Raw genomic sequence first — 23,815 nt, forward strand, 5'->3', positions numbered from 1 at the left:
GAACACCCCCGGAAAATCGCCCATGGCATCGCGTCATTCATTTTTTTTTGCACCCATATGATCAAGCCAGGCTTATTATTTCTTTGTACGCATCTGCTGTGGATGTGTCTTGGTATTTCAGTCAATGCGCAGGAAATAGTCGTTAATCGTTTGGATGTCATTAACAATTCGTCACAGCTATCGCTTTCCGCGCAAGAAATCGACTGGATTAAACAGCATCAGTCCGTGCGTGTGGCGGTCAAAAATGGCTGGATGCCAATCGAGTTTCAACTAGAAAATCAAAAGCACAAAGGCGTTTCGATCCAGTATCTGGAAATGGTGAGCAAAGCCACCGGCTTGCAGTTCAAGATTGTCGACTACCACGACAACATGACGACCAATGAAGCATCGCTAATCACTGGCATCCGCGGTAAGAGCATCCCGGCAGGGTTCAGTCCGTTGGCAGTGCCCTATTTGGATACCGTCAACGCGATCTATGTGGCCTCACATCATGAGCTATATGCCTCCGAAATCACCCTCGATCAGCTCTCAGGCAAAACAGTGGCTGTGTTTAGAAATGGCGTCTTGCCAGACAAACTGAAAGCGCTGGTCCCCGGCATTAAAATCAAGCTGGTCGATATCGCTGATGAAGCTTTTGAATATTTAGACGCGGGCATGGTAGACGCCTACATTGGTAACGAATTGGTGTTGGACTACCATCTCGACTTTCACAAAATCACCTCGATACGCAAAGGCGGCGTCACACCTATTACCAGCAAAACCTTTATGGCCGTCAGTGAGGGTGACCCCATTTTGCGTAGCATTCTTCACAAAGCGACCTTGCAAATTGGGACCAATCCACCGGAGATTCTCGAAAATTGGGGCCGCAGCCCCGAAAATCCACTGAAAAAATATCTACTGTCTGCGCTCTCGTTTTTTAGTGTTTTATTGCTGATTCAGTTATTCAAACTTTATCAGACCAATAAAAAACAAGCGGTCGCTGCACAGCAAGCGATATGGTTTCAGGCGAACCATGATTTTTTGACCAAACTGCCTAATCGGTTTCAGTTAAAAAGCCAGCTTGACCAAGCCTTGCAGGCGGCGGTGCAACAATCTCAGGCCGTTGGCGTGATGATTATCGACCTCGATAATTTTAAAGAGATTAATGACACCGCTGGCCATGCGATTGGCGATGAGGTCTTGATACAAGTGGCCGCGCGCATTCAATCGGTGATTGCGCCCCCCAATTTAACGACGAGATTTGGCGGCGACGAGTTCTTGATCGTTATCCAACAGAGCGCCGATGCAGCACACTTAACTGCACTCAGCACACAGCTACTCGCGGCCATGGCAGCGCCATTTATCATTCAGCAAAAATCGTTTGTGGTGTCGATCAGTATTGGAGTGGCTTTGTTTCCAGAGCACAGTCAGCGCGCAGAGGATCTGATCATGTTTGCAGATCAGGCGCTTTATCAGGCCAAGCGCACGGGTAAAAATAAATTCATGCTATTTGATGAACGCATTCACGATGTATTTAGCAAAAAAACCCAGTTAAGTAACGAACTGCGGTCTGCCATTGAAAAGCATCAGTTGCGCTTACAGTATCAACCGATTTTTAACTTAAGCGATTTATCCTGTGAAAAAGTGGAAGCGCTGTTACGCTGGCACCACCCAGCCCTCGGCCAGATTTCCCCAGAAACGTTTATCAAGGTTGCCGAAGAGAATGGATTTATCATTGACTTAGGCGAATGGGTGTTCGAGCAAATCCTTCGCGATTTCGCCGAGATCCGCCAACAGTTTGGGGCGGTGGAAATCTGCATTAACATCTCTCCCCTGCAATTCTCACAACCTGCGCCCATTCACCAGTTCATCGCACAACTGGCTACGCTGGGCATTACGGGCACCCATTTTTGCTTTGAGATCACCGAGGGTTTGCTGCTGGAGCCTTCTAGTCAAGTGATCGACATCCTGAATATCCTGCATGCGCAAGGAATCAAACTGGCGATTGACGACTTTGGGACTGGTTACTCTTCTTTGGCTTACCTGAACAAATTCAAAATTGATTACGTCAAAATTGATAAATCGTTTATCAATGGAATTACCGAAAACCTCAATGATCAGGCCTTATGCAAAACTATTATTTTTATGGGCAATCAGCTCCACATCAAGCTGATTGCTGAAGGGGTAGAAACGCAAGATCAGGAAACGCTGTTGAAAGAAATGGGCTGCCAATACTCGCAAGGTTTTTATAGAGCGCGGCCAGCCAGCTTAACGGGCTAACCGCCCCTATTTGGGAGTAAACGTCTCACCGAGCAATCATCCATGCGTGCCATTTTTGCGTGGCCCTGCTGAATGGAATCCGCGACGACTAGGCTGCTGTGTTTCCAACTTGAATTGACTAATCACATCTGCCAGCTGATTGGCTTGATCCACCAAAGATTCCGCTGCTGCCGCTGCCTGCTCAACCAACGCGGCGTTCTGCTGAGTCGTATCATCCATGCTGGTCACCGCCTGATTGACTTGATCAATCCCCGCCGTTTGCTCGGTCGACGCGGCTGATATCTCATTAATAATATCTGCCACACGCTGCACAGAGCTGACCACTTCATCCATTGTGATGCCTGCGTTTTCGACTAACTTGGTACCCTCTGAGGTCTTTGCTACAGAGTCCGTAATGAGCGCTTTAATTTCTTTGGCTGCGCTGGCTGAACGCTGCGCCAAGCTACGCACCTCGCCGGCCACCACTGCAAAACCACGGCCTTGCTCGCCAGCGCGTGCAGCCTCCACCGCCGCGTTAAGCGCAAGGATATTGGTTTGGAAAGCGATGCCATCAATGACCGAAATAATATCTTCGATCTTTTTAGCACTGTCATTGATCTCGCCCATGGTGGAAACTACCTCATTGACAACCTTGCCACCTTTGATCGCAATTTCAGAGGCAGTGAGCGCTAACTTATTCGCCTGTACCGCATTTTCTGCGTTCTGCTTAACGGTGGATGCCAACTCTTCCATGCTGGCGGCCGTTTGCTCAAGACTCGATGCCTGACTTTCTGTGCGCGCTGACAAATCGGCGTTGCCGCTCGAAATCTCATTCGCGGCAGTGGTGATGGTTTCAATCGCCTGCGTCACCGCAACAATCGGCGCCACAATCAAGTCTAGGGTATTGTTCACCCCTTCCACAATTTGACGGAAATCCCCTGCATGATTGGCCGTATTGGCGCGCACAGTGATGCGACCCTCGCGTGCAGCGTCAGCCAGCAGATTCACGTCTGCCACCAGCAGATTGACGGCATCAATACAGGTATTCAAATTGTTTTTAATGGCGTTGAAATCGCCTTGATATGGCGCACTGATCTTGGCAGGGATTTGCCCATTAGAGATATCTGCCACACATTGTGCCGCCACATTTAACGGCCCGATCACTGAATCTAAGGTTGCATTAAAGCCGGCGACAATATTTTTAAAGTCGCCTTGATGACTAGACGTATCAGCACGGGTGGACAACCGGCCTTCAATCGCTGCTTGTGACAATTGGTTCACATCTGCAGTCAATGCATTCACCGCATCAATACATTGATTTAAATTGCGCTTGATGGTGTTGAAATCGCCATGGTATTCCTCCGTGATTTTTGGCGGAATATGACCTTTAGAAATCTGTTCTACATATTTGGCTGCGACATTGAGTGGATTAATGAGCGCCTCTAAAATCTGATTGATGCCTACGCCAATTTGTTTCACAAACCCTTCGGGGAGCTGTTGCGTATCGACCCGTTGCGACAGGTTACCTTGGGCGGCCTCTTGCACCAGACGAAACACCTCTTGCTCGCCTAACGACTCTGCCGTGCGATCGGTCCATTGCGACATGCGGCCCAAGTACTCGCCTTGGCCATTAAACACCGGCACAATCAGCACGTGCATAGTTTTGCCATACATATGCACTTCGGCAGCGGTTGGCTGCGACAACTTCTGCGCAAATAATGCCGACTGATCCGAGTGCGCAAGGTATTTCCCAATGCTGCTGCCTATCATCTGGTCAACGGCGTATCCGGGGAACACCTCACCAATTGCCGTAGCCATTTCACCCCATAAGCGTTTAGCAGCGCCGTTCATATATTCGAGATTGTGTAGGCTATCGGCAAACATCAAAGCCACCCCGCTTTGGTCTAGTGCGGTCTGCACACGGTTAGATTGCTCTGCCAGTTTTCTGCTGTCGTTTAAATCAAAGCCAATTTTGATTTGCATGGATTTGATCATTTTCATCAAGCGACCAAATTCGTCATCGCCCCGGGTATCCACCGGCACATCGAGTTGCCCGCCTGCCAACCCGTTGATGGCATCACTCATTGCAAGCAATGCACGCTTCAACTTGGCTGAAAACAACACCGTTGCAGTCGCAGCAGTGGCGAGCCCTACACCAATGCTCAGCCAATTCAAGGGTTTCGCGGTATAAGCATCGATGGCCGTCATCACCAGCAACGGACTCAAAATGGCGGCCAGCAATTTATAAGTGATCGAGGTATCGCGTACACGCTCGGTGACGCGCTGCACCCAGCTGACGGTGGGCAGTTTGCCGTCCCGCAGCTGTTGGTATTGTTTTTCAGCCAGCGCAATTTGCTCACGGGTGGCGATAGAACGCACAGACATATACCCTACCACCGAAGCGCCTTCGCGAATCGGCGCCACATTCGCTTCAACCCAATAGTGGTCACCGTTCTTACAACGGTTCTTGACCATCCCGTTCCAGGGCTTACCCGCTTTCACCGTGCGCCATAAATCTTCAAAGGCGGCGGCTGGCATATCCGGGTGACGAATCATGTTGTGGTTGTGCCCAACCAACTCCGACTCAGAAAACCCGCTCACCTCAATAAAGTCGCGATTAATATATGTAATCGCACCCTTCAAATCTGTTTTAGAAACAATCGAAACACCCTGTTTTAAAAGGATTTCGTGTTGGGTCACAGGTAAATTTATCTTCATGATATCGCCGCCTTTGATCAGGGATAAAACAACCATCCAAGACTCACTGTACCGCGATATGACTGCCAATCATGTGGGGATAAAAAGGGGGGTCGCTACTTAATTCTGACAATTGAATGTTTGCTGGCAAAGCCAGCGCTTGTCAGGCAGGTTCGTAGGCTAAAAATAAAAAAACTCCAGAGAAAACCCTGAAGTTTTGCAGGACTAGTGGCGCGCCTGACAGCGACAAAAGCGGTGCTACGGTTAGGGCTTAATGCGCCCCATAAGCAGTATTTAAAGTGTCCAACTCTGCATTATTTTCTGCGGTGTGACACTCAAGAATATCCATATCCCCTTTGCTGAAAGTCAATTTTTCAACCGTATTGATGTTACCTGCAAACTTGTTGTCGAGCTCGCCACACTTTTTAGTGCGCTGATTCACAAAGTTAAGATAATCCTTTTTGCGCGCTTCTAGAGCGTGTGCAGAAATACTGCTATCGTTCATAAAGGTGGTATAGGCACGCCTGAGTCTGAGTTCAGACACACTCCACAGGTTAAAAACCAGCATTTTTTTCTGGGGCTCTTTTTGCGCCACCGGTTCGACCACCGGCAACGGTGCGCTGGTATGGGTTTCTACCACCGGCGATACGGCTGGCTCTAACTCAACCATCTGTTGTTCTTCTTTAATCTTTTTTGGTTTCTTGCTGATCAACTTCTGCGCGGGCTTGACTGGCGTGGCTTGTGCTGGGGTGGGTTCGACGGTCACATTTTCCTGTGCCGCAGGCGCAGGTATTTCCTCGCGGGCAACCTCAGAGACCACCTGAGTCTGCAATTGCATGACCTGGTTTGAAAAACCAGAATTACCTTCTTCTTTTAACAAAAGGCCACATAAAATGACCACAATGAGGCCGATCAACATCACATTGACCTTGCCGATATCCACCGCGCCACGTTCAGCCAATGGTGGTGTTAATACAAGCGCTGTCTGTTTCGACCCCGTGATGCTGTGAGCGGACATACTGCCTAAATCAAGCCTATTTCTCATAAATTCAGTTGGTGGTGTGTCGTGACCAATATTTCACTCAATGTTGAACAATGCCCTAAAAACGTCCAATATTCAAGATTACTAAGCCAGTTCAATGATTTACCAATGAACAAACACGGTCAAGTGCTGCAAACATAGGTGCTGTTAAGTTTTAATTACCGGTGTTTTGGCAGATAGAAAAGGCATCCCCATCGGGTTAGCCACAATGCGCCTCGCCTTTGTAAACGCGCTTGCGCGGCTGTCAGCATGCGCTTTTGATGCATTCATGCGCTCCTCGCGCAGCAACGCATCCATAAAATCGCCTTGTTCTAGCGCAGGGGTTCGCTGATTTCCTGATTTAGCGTGCGTTGTCGCTGCATTTGCCAACATCACACCAGCCCTAGCTTGCGCGCCTGAAAAATAGTTGTGGGCATGCATGTTGTTTTGCGGCGCAGCCCCAATAGAGACTACGGTCATAAAAAAACCAATCATCATGATGACGAGTGCGGCTGACACGGCCCCTGCCGTGATTGCAATTAAAGACAAGACGCTGGTCGCGGCATTCGCTGGTTTGTTTGTGTTCATGTCAAGTGCCTCCCTGCTTTAGGATTTAATCTCATACCGAGACTGAATCATGCCTTAGGCTTTGCCGACACCCTATCGCACGCAGACTGAAACTATTGTAGGAATTATCGTACAAAAAATGCACTGACACCCCGTGGCAACACAACCGCATCGTCCCGATGGCTTATAATGTCCTTGTTTAGCAAAGGAAAAAGGATGGACTTCAACGTATTTTCTGCGTTCTATCTGGTGCCATTGGTGATTTCGGCCATCGGCGGTCTCATTGAATTCAAAAATTGCGAGTTCGCCACCACCCAGCACGCATTGCGCAAAGCTTTTTTTCTGACGTTTAGAAGCATGGTGCCTGTGCTCAACATTTTCTCTGCCATTTTGTATCTCATCACTTGTGGCACTTTCACTTGGAAAAAATCCACCAGCTGGAAAAAATCCGCCCGCTGGAAAACATCAACGATCTCAAAAAAATCCGCCCGCTGGAAAACATCAACGATCTCAAAAAAATCCTCAGAAAAATCACCCCATGCTTAAATACTGGCTCTTTTTATTTGCCGCCATCATCACCGAGGTGATTGCCACCTCGGCCCTCAAGCTCAGTGATGAATTCACCAAGCTCACGCCTTCTGCCGTCGTGGTGATTGGCTATGCGATCTCGTTTTATTTCTGGTCTCTCGTGCTAAAAGGGCTGCCAATTGGCGTCGCTTATGCCGTGTGGGCAGGCATGGTGGTTGTCTTGTTGGCAATTGTAGATCTAGTGGTATATGGCCAAACGCTCGATGGCCCCGCCATAGGGGGCATGACGTTGATTGTGGGCGGGGTCATCATCATTAACCTGTTTTCAAAAACCGTGGCGCAATAACTTGCAAGCCGGCAAGGGGCATACCCCCCCTTGGTCAGATGCTTAAAGCGCACGGCTCAGCGTAAACAACAAACGGCTGTCGTTCAAATGTTTTGTTTGCACCTCGCCGTTGGCGTTGGGCGCGCTATTAAAACTCGAGCCGCCATAGCTGCCCCAATAGCCACGATTACTGGCGCCTACCCAATACACGCCAGCCGACCAACCCTCACTGCTGCCGATATTAAACGCTTTGCTCAAGCCCAGCTTCCAATCGTTGTAATCAGGATTGGTTTTGTAAGTGCCCGGCAGGCCATTCGCATTTGGAAAACCATCAGGCTGTAATTGGGCGGATACGTCCATGTGACCCAAGTGACCGATCAGTGTCCAGCCTTGCCACGGCAAGGGGTAAGCTGCATTGATATCAAGATAGACAGAACCCCGCGTGCTGCCATCCCAGCCGGTGGACCTTTCAGCCCCAAACCAATTGCTAAGCGTATAAAACACCTTAGCACTCAACCAATCATAGGACAGACCGGCATTCAGTTCCGTCGTGGTAAAACGGCCGCCGGACGGCTTACCCAAATCCAGTGCCAAGCCCTCATATTTGCGCCAACTGCCCCCAGGATAAAAGTAACTGATCACGCCCAAGCTATAGCCAAGCTTTGCGGCCTGGCTAAAATTACCATTCACACCCGCATAGATATCTAACTCAGTGCTCGCTCCCACCAAGGTATTTTGAGATACGCCTGAGCCCCAGACCCCCGCATAAAATCCGCTTGTATGCGCAATATCCAGTCCAGCTTGCACGGTGGGTTGGTGCCAACTGAGGGAGATTCCGCGGGCATAATAATCAGAAACCAAGCTCAGATTACTGCTAGCCGTCCAAGCGGACGCCTCTTCCGCAACGGCTAACAGCGGTTGCATGGAGAGCAAAGCCGTAACCAAGGCATAGCGAGTGAACAGTGAGGCCATGTTTGAGCTTTCTTGAGGTAGGAAGGTGTGTTGAGGGGCACCGAGGTGCATGCTATCCAAGATTGGATATCAATAAAATGTGTATTTTAATACATTAGACCGCTTTTATAATAAGGGCATGATGAGGGACGCAAAAAAACCAAGGCAGTGGCCTTGGTTTTACTGAAAGTTGCTTAAATCCGCAAGTCGCTGTTTGATGCGTTGTGCGCCTTTTTACGCATCAGGCCAGCTAACCCTAAGCCTGCAATCAACATCCCCAAGCTGTCGGCTTCAGGGACGGTGGTGAGGACATTGCCGGTTAATCTCACCGCAGTGGCACCAAAGGCCAAGAAAGGTTGGTCGAAGGTGTACCCCTGTGAGGGATCGACGATGACCACGCTGTCACCATAAGTCCCATATAACGGTATGCCCAAATGCTCGCCAAAATAATACACAAAATACGCCCCAGCATTGAGCGTAAAGGGCGTGAAGTTGGCTTGCACGTTGTAAATCACGCTAGGATCAGGCACCACCTCTGTCTGCACATAGTCAGACGGACTAAACGTTTGAGAATACACCAGTTGATAGCTTGCATCGTAGAAGGCCACGGTAATGTCAGAAGGAATATCGACCGGTGGCGTGGTCGGCTCCACAAAAAACAAGCCTTTATGAAAATCGATGCTGGTAATCGAAGCCGTAGACGACAGTGAAAATGATTCCCCAACATATTGCGCAGGATTCGGCAAAGTGTCTGGGGCTAGGCAATTTGCACTGGAACATACCGCGCCCACTTGCGCATTGCTCCCATACGCTGCCGATTCAAACACCACGCTTTCAGCATAACTCACTTGCGCTGTCAGCCATACACTCAAACATATTATCCATTTCATTATTTTCTCCTCAACACAAATTGTTTAAATCAGGTTATTCGAAAACACAGAATGACTATTTTTGAAGCAGACACTAGCCAATCCTCTTGCGATCATAACTTATATTTATGAAAATTGTTTTTATATAAAAGATAATCGCAAAAACATGGCCTTGCGTAGCGCGCTATCTTCACCAAACTGGCCTAAAGGTGACTGCTCACGCAATGAATATAAATGGTTAGAGTGATCTCGCTAACACGGATTGGATCAGCGTTTTATTCTCAAGGGGGACGTCGACAAACTCTAGATTGGTTCTGAAACCGCGCATGCCGCACAAGGTCGAAAAAATGACTCTGCAATTAAATCGATAATGCCGAAGTCCCTGCTCAACCAATACTGGGACCTCAATATTGCACAGCTGCCCGGGCTGATATTGCCGTTCAGCATACAGGCTCATTCCGGTCAATGAAATATCCTCTGTAAAAGCGAGGTGTTGACCACCAGCACCATCAAGCAAATGAGATTTTTTGTGCCAAGGACGACGATTTTTGTCTATTGGCGTATGAGGAGAAAGACTAGAAGACATAAGTATTGCGAACTGCTTAATTCATATACATTATAGTACGTAACGCTTGCGACCGGGCGATTAAGCAAGGGTTCAACGGCCTTGCTTGCGCGAATTCCAAGGCTTCAGATGCAAAAGGCCCGAGGCATCAACCCAGGGCCTTGCAAATGGACTAAGTCTGCCTAATGTGCAGGCGTCTCACTCCACTCTTGCATGGCTTTTTCACCGGGCCGATCGACGACGACCTTGCCATCCTCAACCTTGGTCACCCAACTAGTCGGGATATAGTGATGCTTCCCATGCTGATCTTTATTTAATTTAATCGAGGTCGACCCCTCCAAATGATCTACGGTGGCGAACTGGCCGCCCATAGAACAGACGACGGGCATTTCTGGCACAATCTGATTGGTATTCATCATCTTCTCCTAGCAAACACCGGCATATCCGGTATGAAGTCATCATGCTTGATAGGTGCAGCGAAGGATATAAGCGGTTTCTGATCCTGCTGTAGGCGTTATGCAACGCACGCCATTGAGATTAGTTGCCCCGGTAGGTGCTGTAGCCATAAGGGCTAATCAATAGCGGGATATGGTAATGCGCCACCGTACCATCAACGCTAAACACCACCGACGCCTCCGGGAAAAACGTTTTTTCGCCGCGCTGTTCAAACCACTGCCCAGTCTGAAACGTCACCCGATACACCCCGCTTTGCATGGCTTGTTGCGCAGGATACAACTGCTTGACCCGTCCTTGTGCATCGGTCAATGCCTGTGCTAACGGCTGCCAATGGCCATCGATCTTTTTATCCAAAGTGACCGACACATTGGCTGACGGCAACCCTGTGGTGGTGTTCAGCACATGCACACTCAATGGATTGTCATCGGCAACACAGGGCTGACTACTCAACAAAACAAGCAATGCCCCTAAGCACATCCTTAACCACGCCTTAGCCATTATTGAAACTCCACACTGGTTTAAAAGTAATGTGATATTGGGACAAAAAGCGGCGATAAAGTTTCATCTTGCAAGCAAACCGGTAAGCAAAGCCTCTGCGCATGAAGTGGCCCACCATGCCAACGTTGTATCGAATACGAGGTTGACGGCAACGAAACCTCCGATCAATCTCGCCCATGCCGCCTAGCGAAACTTCACTTTCTTAATTAATTGGTTGTCAGCATCGTAGTAATAAGCCTCATAGGAGATCTTTTTCAACGCATAGACTTTTTCAATCACCACTTTGTCCGCCCCCACATCCTGCGCATGCACATAGCCCTGCCTGACCGGGTCGAGCCGCGACAACGGAATAATCCGCTCAAATTCAAAACCTTCCCCATACTTAAACTCAATGGTGTAAATTAAATCGTCCCAGTTGAGCGTGGCATCATATCCCTTGGACATCCTGACGATATGGATATTAGGATCGTGGGCCTCTTGAATCCGAATCACAGCACTATTCAATAAAATCAGGCCTGACAATACCATGGCGCCATAGCCAATTTTACTAAACACAGCGATGGATATCTTAGGCAGCACAAACTTCATCAAATAGGTTGCAGCCACTGCAGCGACCGCCACCAACAGCCCGATATAGAGCGCCTGCAGCGTCAATAAACCAAAACCGGCATATAAGCACAACTTAACAATATGTAAGCAAATCTCATTGGCTGCGCGGGTCGCCACGATTTCTTCTTTGCTTAACCCATAGCGCAGATACACCCCATTAAACAGCACGCCCACCGCGCCTGTCAGCGCCGAAATAAACCCTGCCAACAAGCCTATGTATTTCAAAAACGCATAGGAATACGCAGATTTTTCTTGACCAGGCGCAGGGGCCTTTTTGAACAAATACGGCAGATTGGATACCAGAAAGATGGCCATGCACAACTCGATATACATGGGCGCCAGATCACTCAATAACCAAGCGCCAATGCATACGCCAAGCAAAGCAAACGGCAAAAAATGCCGCACCATGCGCCAGTGAATTTGACCAAAAAACAAATACAGCTTGGTCATCGAACTCACCGAGGTCCCCACGGATAACGCTGCCGGCACCTGCGCCGCTGGCAACGCATACCCAAGCACCGGAATCAACAACAACCCTGCCCCACCGCCACAAACCATACTGAGGGCGAATGCAACAAAAGCAACCAGAAATATATTTAGATAAATCATAAAATATCTTACGTGAAAGGGCTTTAAAGCGGACTGGCTAACAAAACAGGCAAAAAATAATCATTTTTCTAAAATTTAACACCGATTTGCTTGATTGCGCTCAACTATTTAGCGTTTAAATTTACTATACTTGCAAGCCACAACGGTTCAATACAACCATGTTTATTTTCGCAACAATTATTTTCGTCGCACACCAACCCAGTCACACTGACGCAGCAGCAGCGAAGCAAGCTGCTACTCAGGCTTGTATTGCCTTATGATGAATGGTCTCTACCCAACCATGGATGATGTGCATGCGACGCATGCCGGATATGCCTCAAGATGAAACCATCGTTTTACCAAAATAAAGTTCTCTACATTCTGATCACGGTGCTGATTGCGGTGCAGATGGGGGCTTTCGGTGTGCAGGTCTTTAATAACCGGCGAATTTCTGCACAAACACTGAGCGCGGAGCTCAAAGTGGGTGAGCGCATTGTTGATCAAATGTTGGTGTATCGGAATGTACAGCTGCTACAAATTGCCGAAATTTTAGCCAAAGACTATGGTTTTTTAGAAGCCTTTTCGACTGCCCACCAAGATCAAGAAACGATTGAATCGGTGCTTGAAAATCACCGTAAGCGCGCCAAAGCGGGGATGATCATGTTAACCAGCATTGATCAACAGATCATTGCGCAAAGCCCTCGGCAACTCTCCCTGGCGCCGGGCAGTGCACTTGCCGAAGTACTGCGCCACCCGCAAGATCAACATACATTACAGTTTTCATCCTTTGTGTCTGGCGATTCAGGCCAATCTGATGCGCAGTTGTTTCACGTCATACACTCGCCACTCAAAGCGCCCACCCGTCTTGCGGATCTAACGGTCGGATATGCGGTGGATGACGTGTTTTTACGCAGTTTGCGCCAAATGGCGAATTTGGAATTAATGGTGGTATCCAAATCCAATCAAACATGGACCGTGCATGCAAGCACGCTTTCTAGCATTCGCGTGGATGCGCTCATGCCTGTGGTGCAATCTGCGCAGCAGTCAAAAATACACTCCGTCATGCATGACAAGCGCGAGTACTTAATGCTCGCATCGATGATGGCTAGCGAACCCACACAGAACATTTATCTGGTGATTGCAAAGCCACTAGACGTTGCCGTTAAACCGTTCAAAGACATGGAGCGGGTGCTTTATTATTTGTTGGCTTTAAGCATTTCACTCTCCATCATCGCCATTTATTACGTCAACAAACGCTTTGTTGAACCACTGAGTCGGCAAGCACATACCGATACACTCACGGGCGTTGGAAACCGTCGTTTGCTTGTGTTGATGATAGCTCGCGCTTTGGCCAACCTAAGAGCCTCACAAAAACCTTTTGCGCTATTGTTGCTAGATTTGAATAAATTCAAACAAATCAATGATCAACACGGCCACGACACCGGGGACGTGGTGCTCAAGTCTGTGGCAGAGCGGCTTAAAACGACGGTGCGGGCAACAGACACGGTGGTGCGATTGGGTGGCGACGAATTTGCGGTTTTACTCGAAAACTGCCAACATCACGATGCGTTAAAAATCGTCGAGTTGATCAGTGAGGCCATCAGCCAACCCATCCCGGTCATTTCAGACAGCTTTTGCGTCCATGCGAGCATTGGCATCACAACCGGCTATCTAGGTGACAATCTCGATAAGATGATTAAACGCGCGGATGAAGCGATGTATGCCGCAAAATCTAAAGGCACCACGCACACCAGCAAGTAATCCTGCTAAACGCGAGATACCGACTTCACGTATTGTATTGCCACTCAACCCGAGCACAAGCCAAAGCCGATGCAGACTGCCAACCTACGCGAATTAACCAAACAGATGCACCAACCCGGGCGGTTAGAACGTATTTACGTGCGACCAGCACGGGGGGCGCCATGCATCTCGCTAGACCAAACTTTGGCACTGCCCCAATTAGGGCTGCAAGGTGATCGCGCGAGTGCTAAACCCTCATCGCAAGCAAATGGGAGCAAACGGCAAGTCACCTTGCTGCAAGCAGAGCATTTACCCGTGATCGCGGCACTCACCGGCCAACAAAGTGTCGATCCCGCGCTGTTAAGACGCAACCTGATTGTCTCTGGCTTTAATCTACTCGCAGCAAAATCCCTGTTTAAAGACCAGCCGATGCAATTATGCATAGGCGAAGTTGTGCTCGAAATAACAGGGCCTTGCGAGCCGTGCTCACGCATGGAGCATGTACTGGGGCGAGGCGGCTACAACGCGATGCGCGGTCATGGCGGCGTCACGGCAAGAATCATTCGCGGCGGCTTGTTAAGGGCTGGGGATGCCGTGCAACTGGTCAGCGAAGCGGCTACAGAAGAGGCGCCATTACAACCGAATTTGTGGACTAATCAAGGTTTTTAAACACACATAGCCGTACACTGTGGCTGTGGTTTGTGATTTTGTTTAGGGCTTTCAGTCATTGGGGCATCTAGCACCGAAGCTGTCATTTAGCGCTTCCCCTTGTAGCTATGTTGATGTCTCTAACAGCACCAGTGAATCTCAATGAACGCTTAAAATGCCGAGTTAATCAGTAGTGATTCATCACCCCAAAAACAAAAAACTCAAGGCGTTAACCTTGAGTCTCTTTAATCGCTGCTGGCCTGTCAGGGGGCTGATCCCGCGCCAGGCATGAACACGAATATCTAAGACGCTTTCCTCTCAAACCTGTTGAGTGCAGGTTGCATATTAAATTTAGACTTATTGCGAGCCTTCGAGCTCAGCGCTGCCGTACCTTCAATGGCCGACGTTTTAAACCCACTCACAGCCACCAGCATCTGCGCTGCCTGGTCCATCAACGACTCAGCAGCTGCCGCGGCCTCCTCAACCAAAGCAGAGTTTTGTTGCGTCGTTTCATCCATGGTGCCGACTGCGGCGTTCACTTGTTCAATGCCGCTGCTTTGCGCCTGCGATGCCGCACTGATTTCATTTATAATTTCTGACACGCGCTTCACTGACACCACAATTTCATCCATGGTGCTAGCCGCAGTTTCCACTTGTTTGGTGCCCTCAGCGGTTTTGGTCACTGAATCCTCAATGAGCTCTTTAATTTCTTTCGCCGCGCTGGCAGATCGCTGCGCCAAGCTACGCACCTCCCCTGCCACGACTGCAAACCCTTTCCCTTGTTCGCCTGCACGCGCCGCTTCTACCGCTGCATTCAAGGCCAAAATATTCGTTTGAAATGCAATGCCATCAATCACCGAAATAATATCCTCAATTTTTTTAGAGCTGTCATTGATTGCGACCATACTATTGATGACCTCCGCCACGACCCCGCCACCCCTCACGGCAATAATGGAAGCTTCATCCGCTAAGTGATTTGCTTGTAGCGCATGTTCTGCATTTTGCTTGACCGTCGAGGAGAGCTCTTCCATGCTTGAGGCGGTTTCCTCTAAAGAAGACGCTTGCTCTTCGGTGCGTTGAGAGAGCGCATTATTGCCTGATGCAATTTCTTGGGCTGCATCATTAATGGTTTCTGCCGCCTGTTTAATCGTAATAATCGGCTCAGCGATGAGTTCTAGGGTTTGATTCACGCCCTCAACAATCTTCCTGAAATCGCCCTGATGCATATGAACATCAGCACGCACGTAAATCTTGCCGTCTTTTGCTGAGGCCGCTAAATAATGCGCATCTTTGATTAACAGTTGAATCGCATGAATACAGGTATTGAGATTGTTTTTGATTTTAATAAAATCGCCTTGGTATTGCTCCTGAATCGGTTCAGGAATGTCCCCTCTCGCAATACGGTCCATGCATTCGGCGGCAAAACTGAGCGGCTTAATCACCGCGTCTAACGTATTGTTAAACCCCATGACAATCTGTTTGTAATCGCCCCAGTGTTTAGACGCATCTGCACGCACAGATAACTGCCCTTGAGACGCCGCCGCAGCCAGCATATGCGCATCAGAAACCATCGCTGTTAACGCTTGTACACAGGCATTGATGTTCTGCTTTAACACATCAAAGTCGCCATTAAAGGGTTCATTGATCGGTTTAGGGATGTTCCCTTCAGCTATATGTTGAATATAGTCAGCAGCCACCCCGATCGGCCCAACCACAGCATCCAGGGTTGCGTTAAATCCCTCAACAATTTTACGAAAATCGCCATGATGCTTTGTATGATCGGCGCGGATGGACAAGTTTCCTGCGACCGCAGCCGCTGACAATGTATCCACATCTGTCATCAAGCTTTTCAGGTTAGCTCTCACCTGCTCAACGGTGTGGTTAATCATCACTTTTTTGCCAGGAAAAACCGCAAGTGGTGCGTTAAAATCCCCCTCGCCAAACGATTTCACCACAGCCATCGCCTTATTGTTCATCTCAAGATGGCCACTCACCATGGTGTTAATCCCAATCACCAAGGTATTAAATGCCCCTTCAAACTGCGCTGATTTTAAGACATGATCAATCTCACCCTCGTCATGCTGTTTAGACATCAGATTAAGCTCATTCACAATGGTCTTAATCACATCACTCATATGCTGCATCTCTTTCAGTAGCTGACCAGTTTCATCAGCATAAAAGTGCTCAACCGTATTATCCAACCGGCCTTTGGCAATATTTTGAGAGATACTTAACGCCTTTTTCAACGGATTGGTAATCGAGTAGGTAATCAACAATGCCGTGCCAAAACCTAACACGATTGCAATCACTGCAAACATTTCGATTTCAAACACTGTTTTTTGGACAATCTCACTAAACGCCTGCGAAGATACCTGCGTGCTTTCATTGTTCAATTTCATCAACGCTTTGAGCGCCTGCCCCAGCGGCTTATCCGCCCCTTTAATAGAGGCATCGATCTCAGTAATGGTTTTTTGATTGGCTTTCAACTGAACCGCTGACAGCATCGACTTTCTATAAACGCTGACGCCCTCAACAATCGCGTTAATCTGTTCTAACTCTTCCGGCGTGACCGCTCCCAGCGCCTGATACTGATTGGCTGAGTCAACAATCGTATCCATGTGTTGATAAAAATTTTGCTCATAATCCCCGCCTCGAAGCACATAGTTCTTAAAATAATGTACCCCACCGCCAAGCGCATTAGAAGCCTCCTCAATGTAGGCTCTTTTTTGTAGCGTTACTTTTTCAAAGCTCGTCCAGGTGGTCTGCACCCGCTTAAAACCTTGGAATGAGAGCACCGAAATTAAAATTGTGAGCCCAATAATAATTACACAACTAATACTGAGTCTCGATTTAACAGATAGATTCATGAATCTAGAAAACATATACTTCCCTTAGAAATGCTGGATTCTTGGGTTAATCGCATGCAATCCCTTTTAACCACTCCTAAGCGGCAGATACATGGGCGCATCTCACGTTAGTGTACAAAAACATTCAAAAAGCTAATTGATTGATAAGAAAGATGTTTATTGCTCGAATCACCCGTTTTGAAGTCACATAGGCAGATCAATGGCTTTTCTTGAAAGAATCGTCCAGCCCCGGATATGCATAAGAATTGAAGTTGAGTGCAATATCTAAGTGGTACATAGATGTGCGCCCTAGAAACGATTAGAGTGACTTTCCCACACCCCAAAATAAAAAGACCCAAGGCGTTAACCTTGAGTCTCTATGTAACTGCCCACAACAATCGAATCTGAGTAACAACGCTAGTCACTCCCGCTTGGACAACTCAAAACTCCCACGCCAAGCTAACATCACGGCCAACAATCTAGGTCGAAATTACTGCCGAATCAGCGAGCTGCCTTTTATGTTTTAAGCTGGAATACCCAGAGAATCGGATACGAGCTCTGGGGTTTATGAGCGAACCATACCCTTATTAACATTCTGCTTCTTACGTCTAGCAATCACTCCTAGCAAGCCTAACCCCGCTAAAAGCATCGAATATGTATTAGCCTCAGGCACAGGAGTGACTGAGAAGAACAAATTATCTGCATAGCCATCATTTGCAGATCCTTGCTCGCGCTGCATTTGAAGTAAAAAACCTATCTGCGTTGTACCCACTGGCGTGAATCCTGAAATTTCTTTAAATAAAAGTCCAGTCACCCCTCCTCTTTCTACAGGCGTTGTCAATCCAAAGGTGACAGATGAAATCTCAGAAGAAGTTGCATCCAAAAACTTAATGGTTAGTTGAGAGTAATCTGTTTGCCCTCCGAACCCACCAAAATAGCCAGAAGCATAAAATGCAGCATTACCAGCATTTTGAAGAGTGTCGGTCACTTGATATGCCGAAGAGTACAAGTTATTAGTGCCACCACTGAAGTAATTTAAACCGCGATCAGCAGGTCCTGGATCACTAGATGCAACATAGCCGCCACCAATGTCATATTTAATGACAGTAAAATTACCTGTTAAATCCTGCCAGCTGGGCACTACCACCACTTGCGAGTTCCCCCCTAAACCTGTTTCGGCATCACCATTTTTAATTAAATTGGCTGTAGCGTTTGCCGAGCTCATGAAGAGCATCGCAAACAACAACGTAAGCAAACCTTTAATATGCATATTGAATCCCCTCAAAATTAATCTTAAAAATACAAAGATGATGGCTTTTTATCACTATAACAAACAACATTTTATGCTTTTTCAAAAGCTTGTCGACCCTACGTTTAGGGGGGGGGCTACGAGGGCCCATTCGCTAAACGCAAAGAACCCCCCTATTAAAGTCTCGCGGAGTGATGAGCTTAATCGCTATCAAGAGCCTGAAAGCTACAAAATCACGGGTCTTGAGGCAGGAAACTTAACTCTACTAGACGCAAGGGGTCAAGTCTTGCATTGCGACATTTTCCCTTCAAATTTTCGGACAGCACGACTCACAGTCGCATAATGCACCTTAAAGGCTGCTGCAATCGCTTGCATACGATATCCTTCATGCAATTCGCTAGCGCCATGCCAGTATCACGGTCCCGTGCATACGCAATCAGGTAATCATCTAAACTTTTTTGCAGTGTGCGGATTTGTTGCCGGGGGATTTCCGATGAGGATGTGCCCTCATTGGCAAGCGCAAGCATCTTTTTTACGAACATATCCCTAATCAAATAAATCTGCCCTTGCAATTGCTCCCAAATCCCCGTTTGCCCCATCCCTGCATCCACAAAACGTTGGTAAGCCAGCACACGGCTATGAGCGTCTGCGCCAAATTGTGACAAAAGCCAATCCCTATCTAACCAATCAGGCTTCGCTACTTGACCTACCGTAACAAGTAGCTACTCCACGGCCAATCACAGGCATGGTCTACCATATGCGCCCTGACCGGATTAAACACCACATAGCGACTTAGCTCCAGCAAATACGCGTCTTTATCCACCACTATCGCCTTGAATCGACCGTGAAACACATGACCAACCCGCTGATGGCTGCGATTAAACCTTTGGGTATACACCCCATTCAGGTGACGCATGCCTCTCGATAAGTTGGCTTCTGCGGTTTCAATCACCATATGGTAGTGATTGCTCATTTGGTAGTACGCATGGCAAACCCAGTTAAAGCGTTTACACACTTCACCCAACAAGTCTAACCATAGCAACCGGTCGTCGTCTGAAAGGTATATATCCTCCTGACCATCCCCACGGGATGTCACGCGATATAAACCGTCTTCCAATTCAATGCGTAGTGGTCTAGCCATGGCGTCATGTCTAGTAACAAAATGTCGCAATGCAAGACCTGACCCCATCACTTGCATTACTTGTACTGGGGTCGGCTTGAGGATAACCAGTTGGAAAGTGCAAAAAACACAGCATACAAAAAATCTAAAACGCAATTCAGTATTGAGAAAAGAGAAACAGCTCACATTTCTGCAAGCCGTCCTTAGTATCGCCATAAGCTTACTTTCATAAACACTTAATATCCGGATAAATTTCTTTCACCTATATTACTCAATGGTGTTCTTGCAACAATTGAACACACATTTCAAAACTAAATTTAGGGATGAGGGTTACGATCATGAAAATGAATTTATCACGGGCATGCCAGATTGCATTCGCTGGCATGTTGTTGCTCGGAAGTGTTCAGACTACGTATGCACAGATGGTTGTAAACGGTACTGCTTTTCAAGTGCAAGGGTTAGTTGGGGTTGGCCGCATGGCAGCCAGCCTTCGTGATGAACATGGTGAAACATTTGGCTCAATTTCTGGGCTAGTCGCAGATACCTCTAGTTGGACCAAATCCGGCAATACGTATAGCGGCATTTTTTACGCATCACCAGACAGAGGCTATAACGTTGCTGGCACGATTGATTACACTGCTCGTATTAATACCATCGCAATGAGCTTCACCCCTGTAGCAACTAATTTAAGTGGTCTAAACCAAAATCAAATCGGGCTGACGCTAACAAAATCAACGCTGCTTTATGAAACTTCATCAAACGGTAGCACCTCCCCACTCAGCGGTATTGATCCAGTTCCAGGAGGTATTTCAACGGGCGGGGCAAGACCTTCAATGGGATCACTTCCAGCCTTGCCTCAAGGATACAACGGAAAGTTGTCACTTGATGCAGAGGGTATTGTAAAACTCTCCGATGGATCAACTTTGATTAGCGATGAATATGGTCCATCCATTTATAGATTTTCTAAGGATGGTCAATTTATAGGTGCTTTGCCAGTCGCAAACTCGGTAAGACCTGTTCGTAATGGTGTTAACGATTTCAGCTCAAATAATCCGACAGTTGGTCAACCCGCACCGACCCCTGCAAATCCAACATTTGGGCGTGCAAATAACCAAGGCTTTGAAGGACTATCCCTTTCGCCTGACGGTAAGACTTTATTCGTTGCGTTACAAAGCGCCGCTAGACAAGATTTGGCCAACGCTGCAACAAGAGATAACACCCGTTTATTTACATATGATGTGAGCGACGTCAACCAAATTACATTAACAGGCGAGTATGCCGTGCAGCTTCCAAAATTTCAGCAAGGTGGAAGTACATTAGTAGCTGCGCAAAGTGAAATCCTGGCACTATCAGACTCACAAATCTTAATTCTTCCTAGAGATAGCAATGGTTTTCAAGTAGGAACTCAAACATCCAATTTACGTCGTGTTGATGTGATTGATATTAGTAACGCAACAAATATTCTCGACGAGAGTTACGAGTCTCAAATTGCACCAGGTGGCATATTGAATTCAGCCATCACACCAGCGCAATACACTCCGTTTCTTGATATCAACAATAATGCAGAGCTGGCAAGATTTGGTTTAGTAAATGGCGTGTTGCCAGGGCTCAATAATCTCTCTGAAAAGTGGGAGGGGATGGCTTTATTGCCAACCTTAGATCCGAATCGCCCAAATGATTACTTTTTATTTATCGCCAATGACAACGACTTTGCCACAACGGACGGCTTTCAAGTCGGCGTCAGTTATAACGATGGTAAAGATATCGATACGATGTTCCTCGCTTATCGTGTAACTATTTCTACAGTGCCTGAGGCTGAGAGCTATGCTTTGTTAATCCTAGGACTAGGACTTGTAGGCTTTGCTGTTCGTCGTAAAAATCAAAACTAATAAAATCAATTTTAACTTCATCCAAGCCCTGTTTGATGCAGGGTTTTTTTGTGTCCATCACAAAATAAAAAAGAAGCAAGGCGTTAACCTTGAGTCTCTCGAAAAATAGTTGCTCCTCTGTGAGTCGGATATTGCACCAATGGATCATGAGTCGACTTCGCGCGCTCTGCTAGACAAATCATAATGTCTAAAACATAACGGAGTAAGTTGCATGGAGGCTATCAGATACTCGGATGAGTTTAAGTCTGGAGCAGTGAAGTAAATCACAGATCGCGGTCACGATGTTGCATATGTAGCTCAACGCTTTGGCGTATCCACGAAGAGCCCTTATTAGTTGCGGTATGAGATTGAGCTTCAAAAGCGCCCCGGAATGAGTGCTGATGTTGCAGCACTAACTCAAGAGGTTCCTAGGTTAAATACTGAGCTTAAAAGAGCTACTGAAGAACGGGATATCCTAAAAAAGACCACCGCGAATCTTGCCAGCCAGCCCGAGTGAAGTACACCTTTATAGACCAGCACCAATCCCAGTTCAAGGTCAGCCGGATGTGTCGTGTGCTCAAAATACATCGCAGTGGTTATTACGCAGGCAAAGCTTCACCTTTATCTCAGCGTGCCATTAACGACCGAAAGCGTCTGACATGGATTAAGCAGGCCCATGATGAAAGCTATGGCATCTGCGGGAGCCCGCGCACTCATCGAGAATTACGGGAGGCTGGCATTCATTGTAGGGCAAACGGGGAGCAGGTCAGTCCAATGGAGTTTGCAAAGTTACAAATTGGAACCTGATAATCGTCTAGTAAAGCGGGGGTTGTCGAATAATTAGAGTTTTTATTCCAACCCTATCATCGTGATTTTCATCACACAGCCAAACAATTGGTGACAACTGTTACAAACCATAAAATGATCAACGAACATACTGGCCTTGTGTGAAAGATGAGCAGGTATTTATTCTGTTGAATTTTCACATAATTTAAAAATTTCCTCAGGAGAAAATTATGAAAGTTCTATCTTTTGTTATGTTGGCAACACTGACTAGCATTAGCCTAACAGCAATGTCAGGTGAATTCGGAAATCGATGTACAACTGGTCTAACCAAAGGTGTTGTAGTTAACTCAGATTGCGCTATAAATGAGACGTTCAAAGGCAACACGCTTTGTTTCGGCAATGCAGATGCTAAGCAGGCATTTCTGGACAGTAAAGACAAACAGCAATTTGTTGATAAGGCTGCTGCCTTTTATCCCAAAGTGCTTGATGGAAGCGCTAAGTAAATTAAATATAAACGCCTCAATATGAGGCGTTTTTTTGTAAGAGATACAAATAACTTACGTCTAAACAAATCATAAATTTTGGTGAAACCTATGAAAGCACTCATTTTTGGATTTTTAGTTTTAGTAGCGACTCAATCCTATGCCGATATGAAAGCATTTCATGCAACGGAATTTGATCAACAAATTAAATCTGTTGTAGCAGTCGTTATCTCTGCACATGCTCCGGGGTGTCCTACTTGCAGAGCACAAAAACCCATCCTAAAAGAATTAAGTAGCCAATAAAATATCAAGCGCTCACTATCTATGAAGTTGTTTTCGATAGCCAAAAAGCGCTTTTGTCGAATCTAAATATTCAACTTCAAAGTACCCTAGTTGCCTTTAAAAATGGAAAGGAGATCGATCGCTCGATTTGATCTACAAGTGTGAGTGAAATTAAGTCCGTGCTTAAAGCAGTTGAGTAATTGATGGAGCTCTCCACATATCCACCGAGTCTTTTGGCCGGCATTTAATCTACGCTTTCACCTTGCGTTATGCCACTTACTCCCATCATTGTTGGTGCTACTACCAGCGAGTATCGCTCAGGTCCGATTTTAACTGCAGCAGGTCTTGCAACTAGATTCACGACTATTGGAATATTGATAGGTTTGGTTGGTCACAACCTCAGCATCAGTCAAGATACCTTTCTCTGGCTTGGCTCTTGGTGATATTTGGAAGCCTAATGTTTTCTAAAATACTTCAAGCAAAATTAAGTACGATGCTTAGTGGATTAAGCCAAATTGGCGATGGGCTCTTATAACGCTTCAGCTCCAATAGTCTAGCTGGTCAATACTATCTAGGCATATTATTGGGCTTGGTATGGACGCCCTGCGTTGGACCCGTGATGGGTGTGACCTTGACCCTGGCTAATCAAAGTGGGCACTTACCACAAGTTGCAATGAGCATGTTACTTTTGGTGTTGGCGCTGGCATTCCCTATAACACTCTTGGTTATCTCTCAAAAGCCACACTAAATAGAATTCGTAGAAGGTTGATGGTCACAGGACAGTGGGGGAAGAGATTTTTAGGCATCATGCTCATTGTTATTGAAGTGAGTATTTTCACTGGCTCAGACAAACTGCTTGAAGTTCAATTATTAAATCTTATT

20 protein-coding genes are annotated in these 23,815 nt (G+C 47.1%); 8 read left to right on the forward strand and 12 right to left on the reverse strand.

The features are described from left to right. The first annotated feature begins 102 nt into the window (after positions 1-102). Entirely contained in the window at positions 103-2,259 is a 2,157-nt protein-coding gene (locus FIT99_RS10980) for an EAL domain-containing protein (RefSeq protein WP_223261201.1), read from the forward strand. Between the two features lie 36 nt (positions 2,260-2,295). Here the strand turns inward: FIT99_RS10980 and FIT99_RS12545 are convergent, their stop codons facing one another. The 3 genes from FIT99_RS12545 to FIT99_RS10995 form a co-directional block, all read right to left on the reverse strand. Then, complete coding sequence (locus FIT99_RS12545) at positions 2,296-4,956, reverse strand: methyl-accepting chemotaxis protein (protein WP_140004317.1); 2,661 nt, start codon at positions 4,954-4,956, stop codon at positions 2,296-2,298. A gap of 250 nt (positions 4,957-5,206) precedes the next feature. Then, on the reverse strand, positions 5,207-5,953 hold the full coding sequence (locus FIT99_RS10990; protein WP_140004318.1) for a hypothetical protein: 747 nt from the start codon (positions 5,951-5,953) through the stop codon (positions 5,207-5,209). A gap of 171 nt (positions 5,954-6,124) precedes the next feature. After that, positions 6,125-6,544 carry a hypothetical protein gene (locus tag FIT99_RS10995; protein WP_140004319.1) on the reverse strand — a complete coding sequence of 140 codons (420 nt, stop codon included), beginning with the start codon at positions 6,542-6,544 and terminating at the stop codon, positions 6,125-6,127. A 195-nt stretch (positions 6,545-6,739) separates the two neighbouring features. Between FIT99_RS10995 and FIT99_RS11000 the strand changes: the two genes are divergently transcribed. Together FIT99_RS11000 and FIT99_RS11005 are read left to right on the forward strand one after the other, a co-directional pair. Beyond that, positions 6,740-7,069 carry a hypothetical protein gene (locus tag FIT99_RS11000; RefSeq protein ID WP_223261202.1) on the forward strand — a complete coding sequence of 110 codons (330 nt, stop codon included), beginning with the start codon at positions 6,740-6,742 and terminating at the stop codon, positions 7,067-7,069. After that, positions 7,062-7,397, forward strand: coding sequence for a DMT family transporter (locus tag FIT99_RS11005; protein WP_140004320.1), 336 nt, complete (start codon positions 7,062-7,064; stop codon positions 7,395-7,397). Before FIT99_RS11000 ends, FIT99_RS11005 begins: the two co-directional genes overlap by 8 nt. A 42-nt stretch (positions 7,398-7,439) precedes the next feature. Here the strand turns inward: FIT99_RS11005 and FIT99_RS11010 are convergent, their stop codons facing one another. The 6 genes from FIT99_RS11010 to FIT99_RS11035 form a co-directional block, all read right to left on the reverse strand. Beyond that, a complete protein-coding gene (locus FIT99_RS11010) occupies positions 7,440-8,348 on the reverse strand; it encodes a TorF family putative porin (protein WP_140004321.1) in 909 nt (302 codons plus the stop codon). Positions 8,349-8,521: 173 nt separating this feature from the next. After that, on the reverse strand, positions 8,522-9,217 hold the full coding sequence (locus FIT99_RS11015; protein WP_140004322.1) for a PEP-CTERM sorting domain-containing protein: 696 nt from the start codon (positions 9,215-9,217) through the stop codon (positions 8,522-8,524). Positions 9,218-9,434: 217 nt separating this feature from the next. Next, entirely contained in the window at positions 9,435-9,782 is a 348-nt protein-coding gene (locus FIT99_RS11020) for a PilZ domain-containing protein (protein WP_140004323.1), read from the reverse strand. A 161-nt stretch (positions 9,783-9,943) separates the two neighbouring features. Beyond that, positions 9,944-10,180: a DUF2171 domain-containing protein gene (locus tag FIT99_RS11025; RefSeq protein WP_140004324.1), complete on the reverse strand. Its 237-nt coding sequence runs from the start codon at positions 10,178-10,180 to the stop codon at positions 9,944-9,946. 118 nt (positions 10,181-10,298) lie between these two features. Further along, positions 10,299-10,715, reverse strand: coding sequence for a hydroxyisourate hydrolase (uraH, locus tag FIT99_RS11030; RefSeq protein ID WP_140004325.1), 417 nt, complete (start codon positions 10,713-10,715; stop codon positions 10,299-10,301). A gap of 183 nt (positions 10,716-10,898) precedes the next feature. Continuing rightward, a complete protein-coding gene (locus tag FIT99_RS11035; protein WP_140004326.1) occupies positions 10,899-11,933 on the reverse strand; it encodes a sulfite exporter TauE/SafE family protein in 1,035 nt (344 codons plus the stop codon). A 321-nt stretch (positions 11,934-12,254) separates the two neighbouring features. Between FIT99_RS11035 and FIT99_RS11040 the strand changes: the two genes are divergently transcribed. Together FIT99_RS11040 and FIT99_RS11045 are read left to right on the forward strand one after the other, a co-directional pair. Beyond that, the gene (locus FIT99_RS11040) at positions 12,255-13,673 is read left to right on the forward strand and encodes a GGDEF domain-containing protein (protein ID WP_140004327.1); all 1,419 of its coding nucleotides are present in this window, start codon (positions 12,255-12,257) and stop codon (positions 13,671-13,673) included. A 69-nt stretch (positions 13,674-13,742) separates the two neighbouring features. After that, positions 13,743-14,321, forward strand: coding sequence for an MOSC domain-containing protein (locus tag FIT99_RS11045; protein WP_140004328.1), 579 nt, complete (start codon positions 13,743-13,745; stop codon positions 14,319-14,321). 281 nt (positions 14,322-14,602) lie between these two features. Here FIT99_RS11045 and FIT99_RS12590 read toward each other — a convergent pair whose 3' ends face one another. The 3 genes from FIT99_RS12590 to FIT99_RS12525 all read right to left on the reverse strand — a co-directional run bounded on the left by FIT99_RS12590 (position 14,603) and on the right by FIT99_RS12525 (position 19,536). Further along, on the reverse strand, positions 14,603-17,182 hold the full coding sequence (locus FIT99_RS12590) for a methyl-accepting chemotaxis protein (RefSeq protein ID WP_140004329.1): 2,580 nt from the start codon (positions 17,180-17,182) through the stop codon (positions 14,603-14,605). Positions 17,183-17,711: 529 nt separating this feature from the next. Further along, complete coding sequence (locus FIT99_RS11055) at positions 17,712-18,416, reverse strand: PEP-CTERM sorting domain-containing protein (RefSeq protein WP_140004330.1); 705 nt, start codon at positions 18,414-18,416, stop codon at positions 17,712-17,714. Positions 18,417-19,101: 685 nt separating this feature from the next. Then, the gene (locus FIT99_RS12525; protein ID WP_223261204.1) at positions 19,102-19,536 is read right to left on the reverse strand and encodes a transposase; all 435 of its coding nucleotides are present in this window, start codon (positions 19,534-19,536) and stop codon (positions 19,102-19,104) included. A 317-nt stretch (positions 19,537-19,853) separates the two neighbouring features. Between FIT99_RS12525 and FIT99_RS11065 the strand changes: the two genes are divergently transcribed. From FIT99_RS11065 to FIT99_RS11075, 3 genes are all read left to right on the forward strand, one after another. Next, a complete protein-coding gene (locus tag FIT99_RS11065) occupies positions 19,854-21,404 on the forward strand; it encodes an esterase-like activity of phytase family protein (RefSeq protein ID WP_189524750.1) in 1,551 nt (516 codons plus the stop codon). A gap of 995 nt (positions 21,405-22,399) precedes the next feature. Beyond that, a complete protein-coding gene (locus FIT99_RS11070) occupies positions 22,400-22,672 on the forward strand; it encodes a hypothetical protein (RefSeq protein WP_140004332.1) in 273 nt (90 codons plus the stop codon). A gap of 90 nt (positions 22,673-22,762) precedes the next feature. Next, the gene (locus FIT99_RS11075) at positions 22,763-22,954 is read left to right on the forward strand and encodes a thioredoxin family protein (protein WP_140004333.1); all 192 of its coding nucleotides are present in this window, start codon (positions 22,763-22,765) and stop codon (positions 22,952-22,954) included. Positions 22,955-23,815: the final 861 nt, after the last annotated feature.

The organism is Methylophilus medardicus (assembly GCF_006363955.1).
GTDB classification, from domain to species: Bacteria; Pseudomonadota; Gammaproteobacteria; order Burkholderiales; family Methylophilaceae; genus Methylophilus; species Methylophilus medardensis.

Coding starts and splice junctions, on each gene's coding strand:
- FIT99_RS11000 (WP_223261202.1), top strand. CDS start 6,740: ATGGACTTCAACGTATTTTCTGCGTTCTATCTGGTGCCATTGGTGATT.
- FIT99_RS11075 (WP_140004333.1), top strand. CDS start 22,763: ATGAAAGCACTCATTTTTGGATTTTTAGTTTTAGTAGCGACTCAATCC.
- FIT99_RS12545 (WP_140004317.1), bottom strand. CDS start 4,956: ATGAAGATAAATTTACCTGTGACCCAACACGAAATCCTTTTAAAACAG.
- FIT99_RS11015 (WP_140004322.1), bottom strand. CDS start 9,217: ATGAAATGGATAATATGTTTGAGTGTATGGCTGACAGCGCAAGTGAGT.
- FIT99_RS11025 (WP_140004324.1), bottom strand. CDS start 10,180: ATGATGAATACCAATCAGATTGTGCCAGAAATGCCCGTCGTCTGTTCT.
- FIT99_RS10995 (WP_140004319.1), bottom strand. CDS start 6,544: ATGAACACAAACAAACCAGCGAATGCCGCGACCAGCGTCTTGTCTTTA.
- FIT99_RS12525 (WP_223261204.1), bottom strand. CDS start 19,536: ATGGCTAGACCACTACGCATTGAATTGGAAGACGGTTTATATCGCGTG.
- uraH (WP_140004325.1), bottom strand. CDS start 10,715: ATGGCTAAGGCGTGGTTAAGGATGTGCTTAGGGGCATTGCTTGTTTTG.
- FIT99_RS10980 (WP_223261201.1), top strand. CDS start 103: ATGTGTCTTGGTATTTCAGTCAATGCGCAGGAAATAGTCGTTAATCGT.
- FIT99_RS11065 (WP_189524750.1), top strand. CDS start 19,854: ATGAAAATGAATTTATCACGGGCATGCCAGATTGCATTCGCTGGCATG.
- FIT99_RS11070 (WP_140004332.1), top strand. CDS start 22,400: ATGAAAGTTCTATCTTTTGTTATGTTGGCAACACTGACTAGCATTAGC.
- FIT99_RS12590 (WP_140004329.1), bottom strand. CDS start 17,182: ATGTTTTCTAGATTCATGAATCTATCTGTTAAATCGAGACTCAGTATT.
- FIT99_RS11055 (WP_140004330.1), bottom strand. CDS start 18,416: ATGCATATTAAAGGTTTGCTTACGTTGTTGTTTGCGATGCTCTTCATG.
- FIT99_RS11005 (WP_140004320.1), top strand. CDS start 7,062: ATGCTTAAATACTGGCTCTTTTTATTTGCCGCCATCATCACCGAGGTG.
- FIT99_RS11020 (WP_140004323.1), bottom strand. CDS start 9,782: ATGTCTTCTAGTCTTTCTCCTCATACGCCAATAGACAAAAATCGTCGT.
- FIT99_RS11040 (WP_140004327.1), top strand. CDS start 12,255: ATGAAACCATCGTTTTACCAAAATAAAGTTCTCTACATTCTGATCACG.
- FIT99_RS10990 (WP_140004318.1), bottom strand. CDS start 5,953: ATGTCCGCTCACAGCATCACGGGGTCGAAACAGACAGCGCTTGTATTA.
- FIT99_RS11045 (WP_140004328.1), top strand. CDS start 13,743: ATGCAGACTGCCAACCTACGCGAATTAACCAAACAGATGCACCAACCC.
- FIT99_RS11035 (WP_140004326.1), bottom strand. CDS start 11,933: ATGATTTATCTAAATATATTTCTGGTTGCTTTTGTTGCATTCGCCCTC.
- FIT99_RS11010 (WP_140004321.1), bottom strand. CDS start 8,348: ATGGCCTCACTGTTCACTCGCTATGCCTTGGTTACGGCTTTGCTCTCC.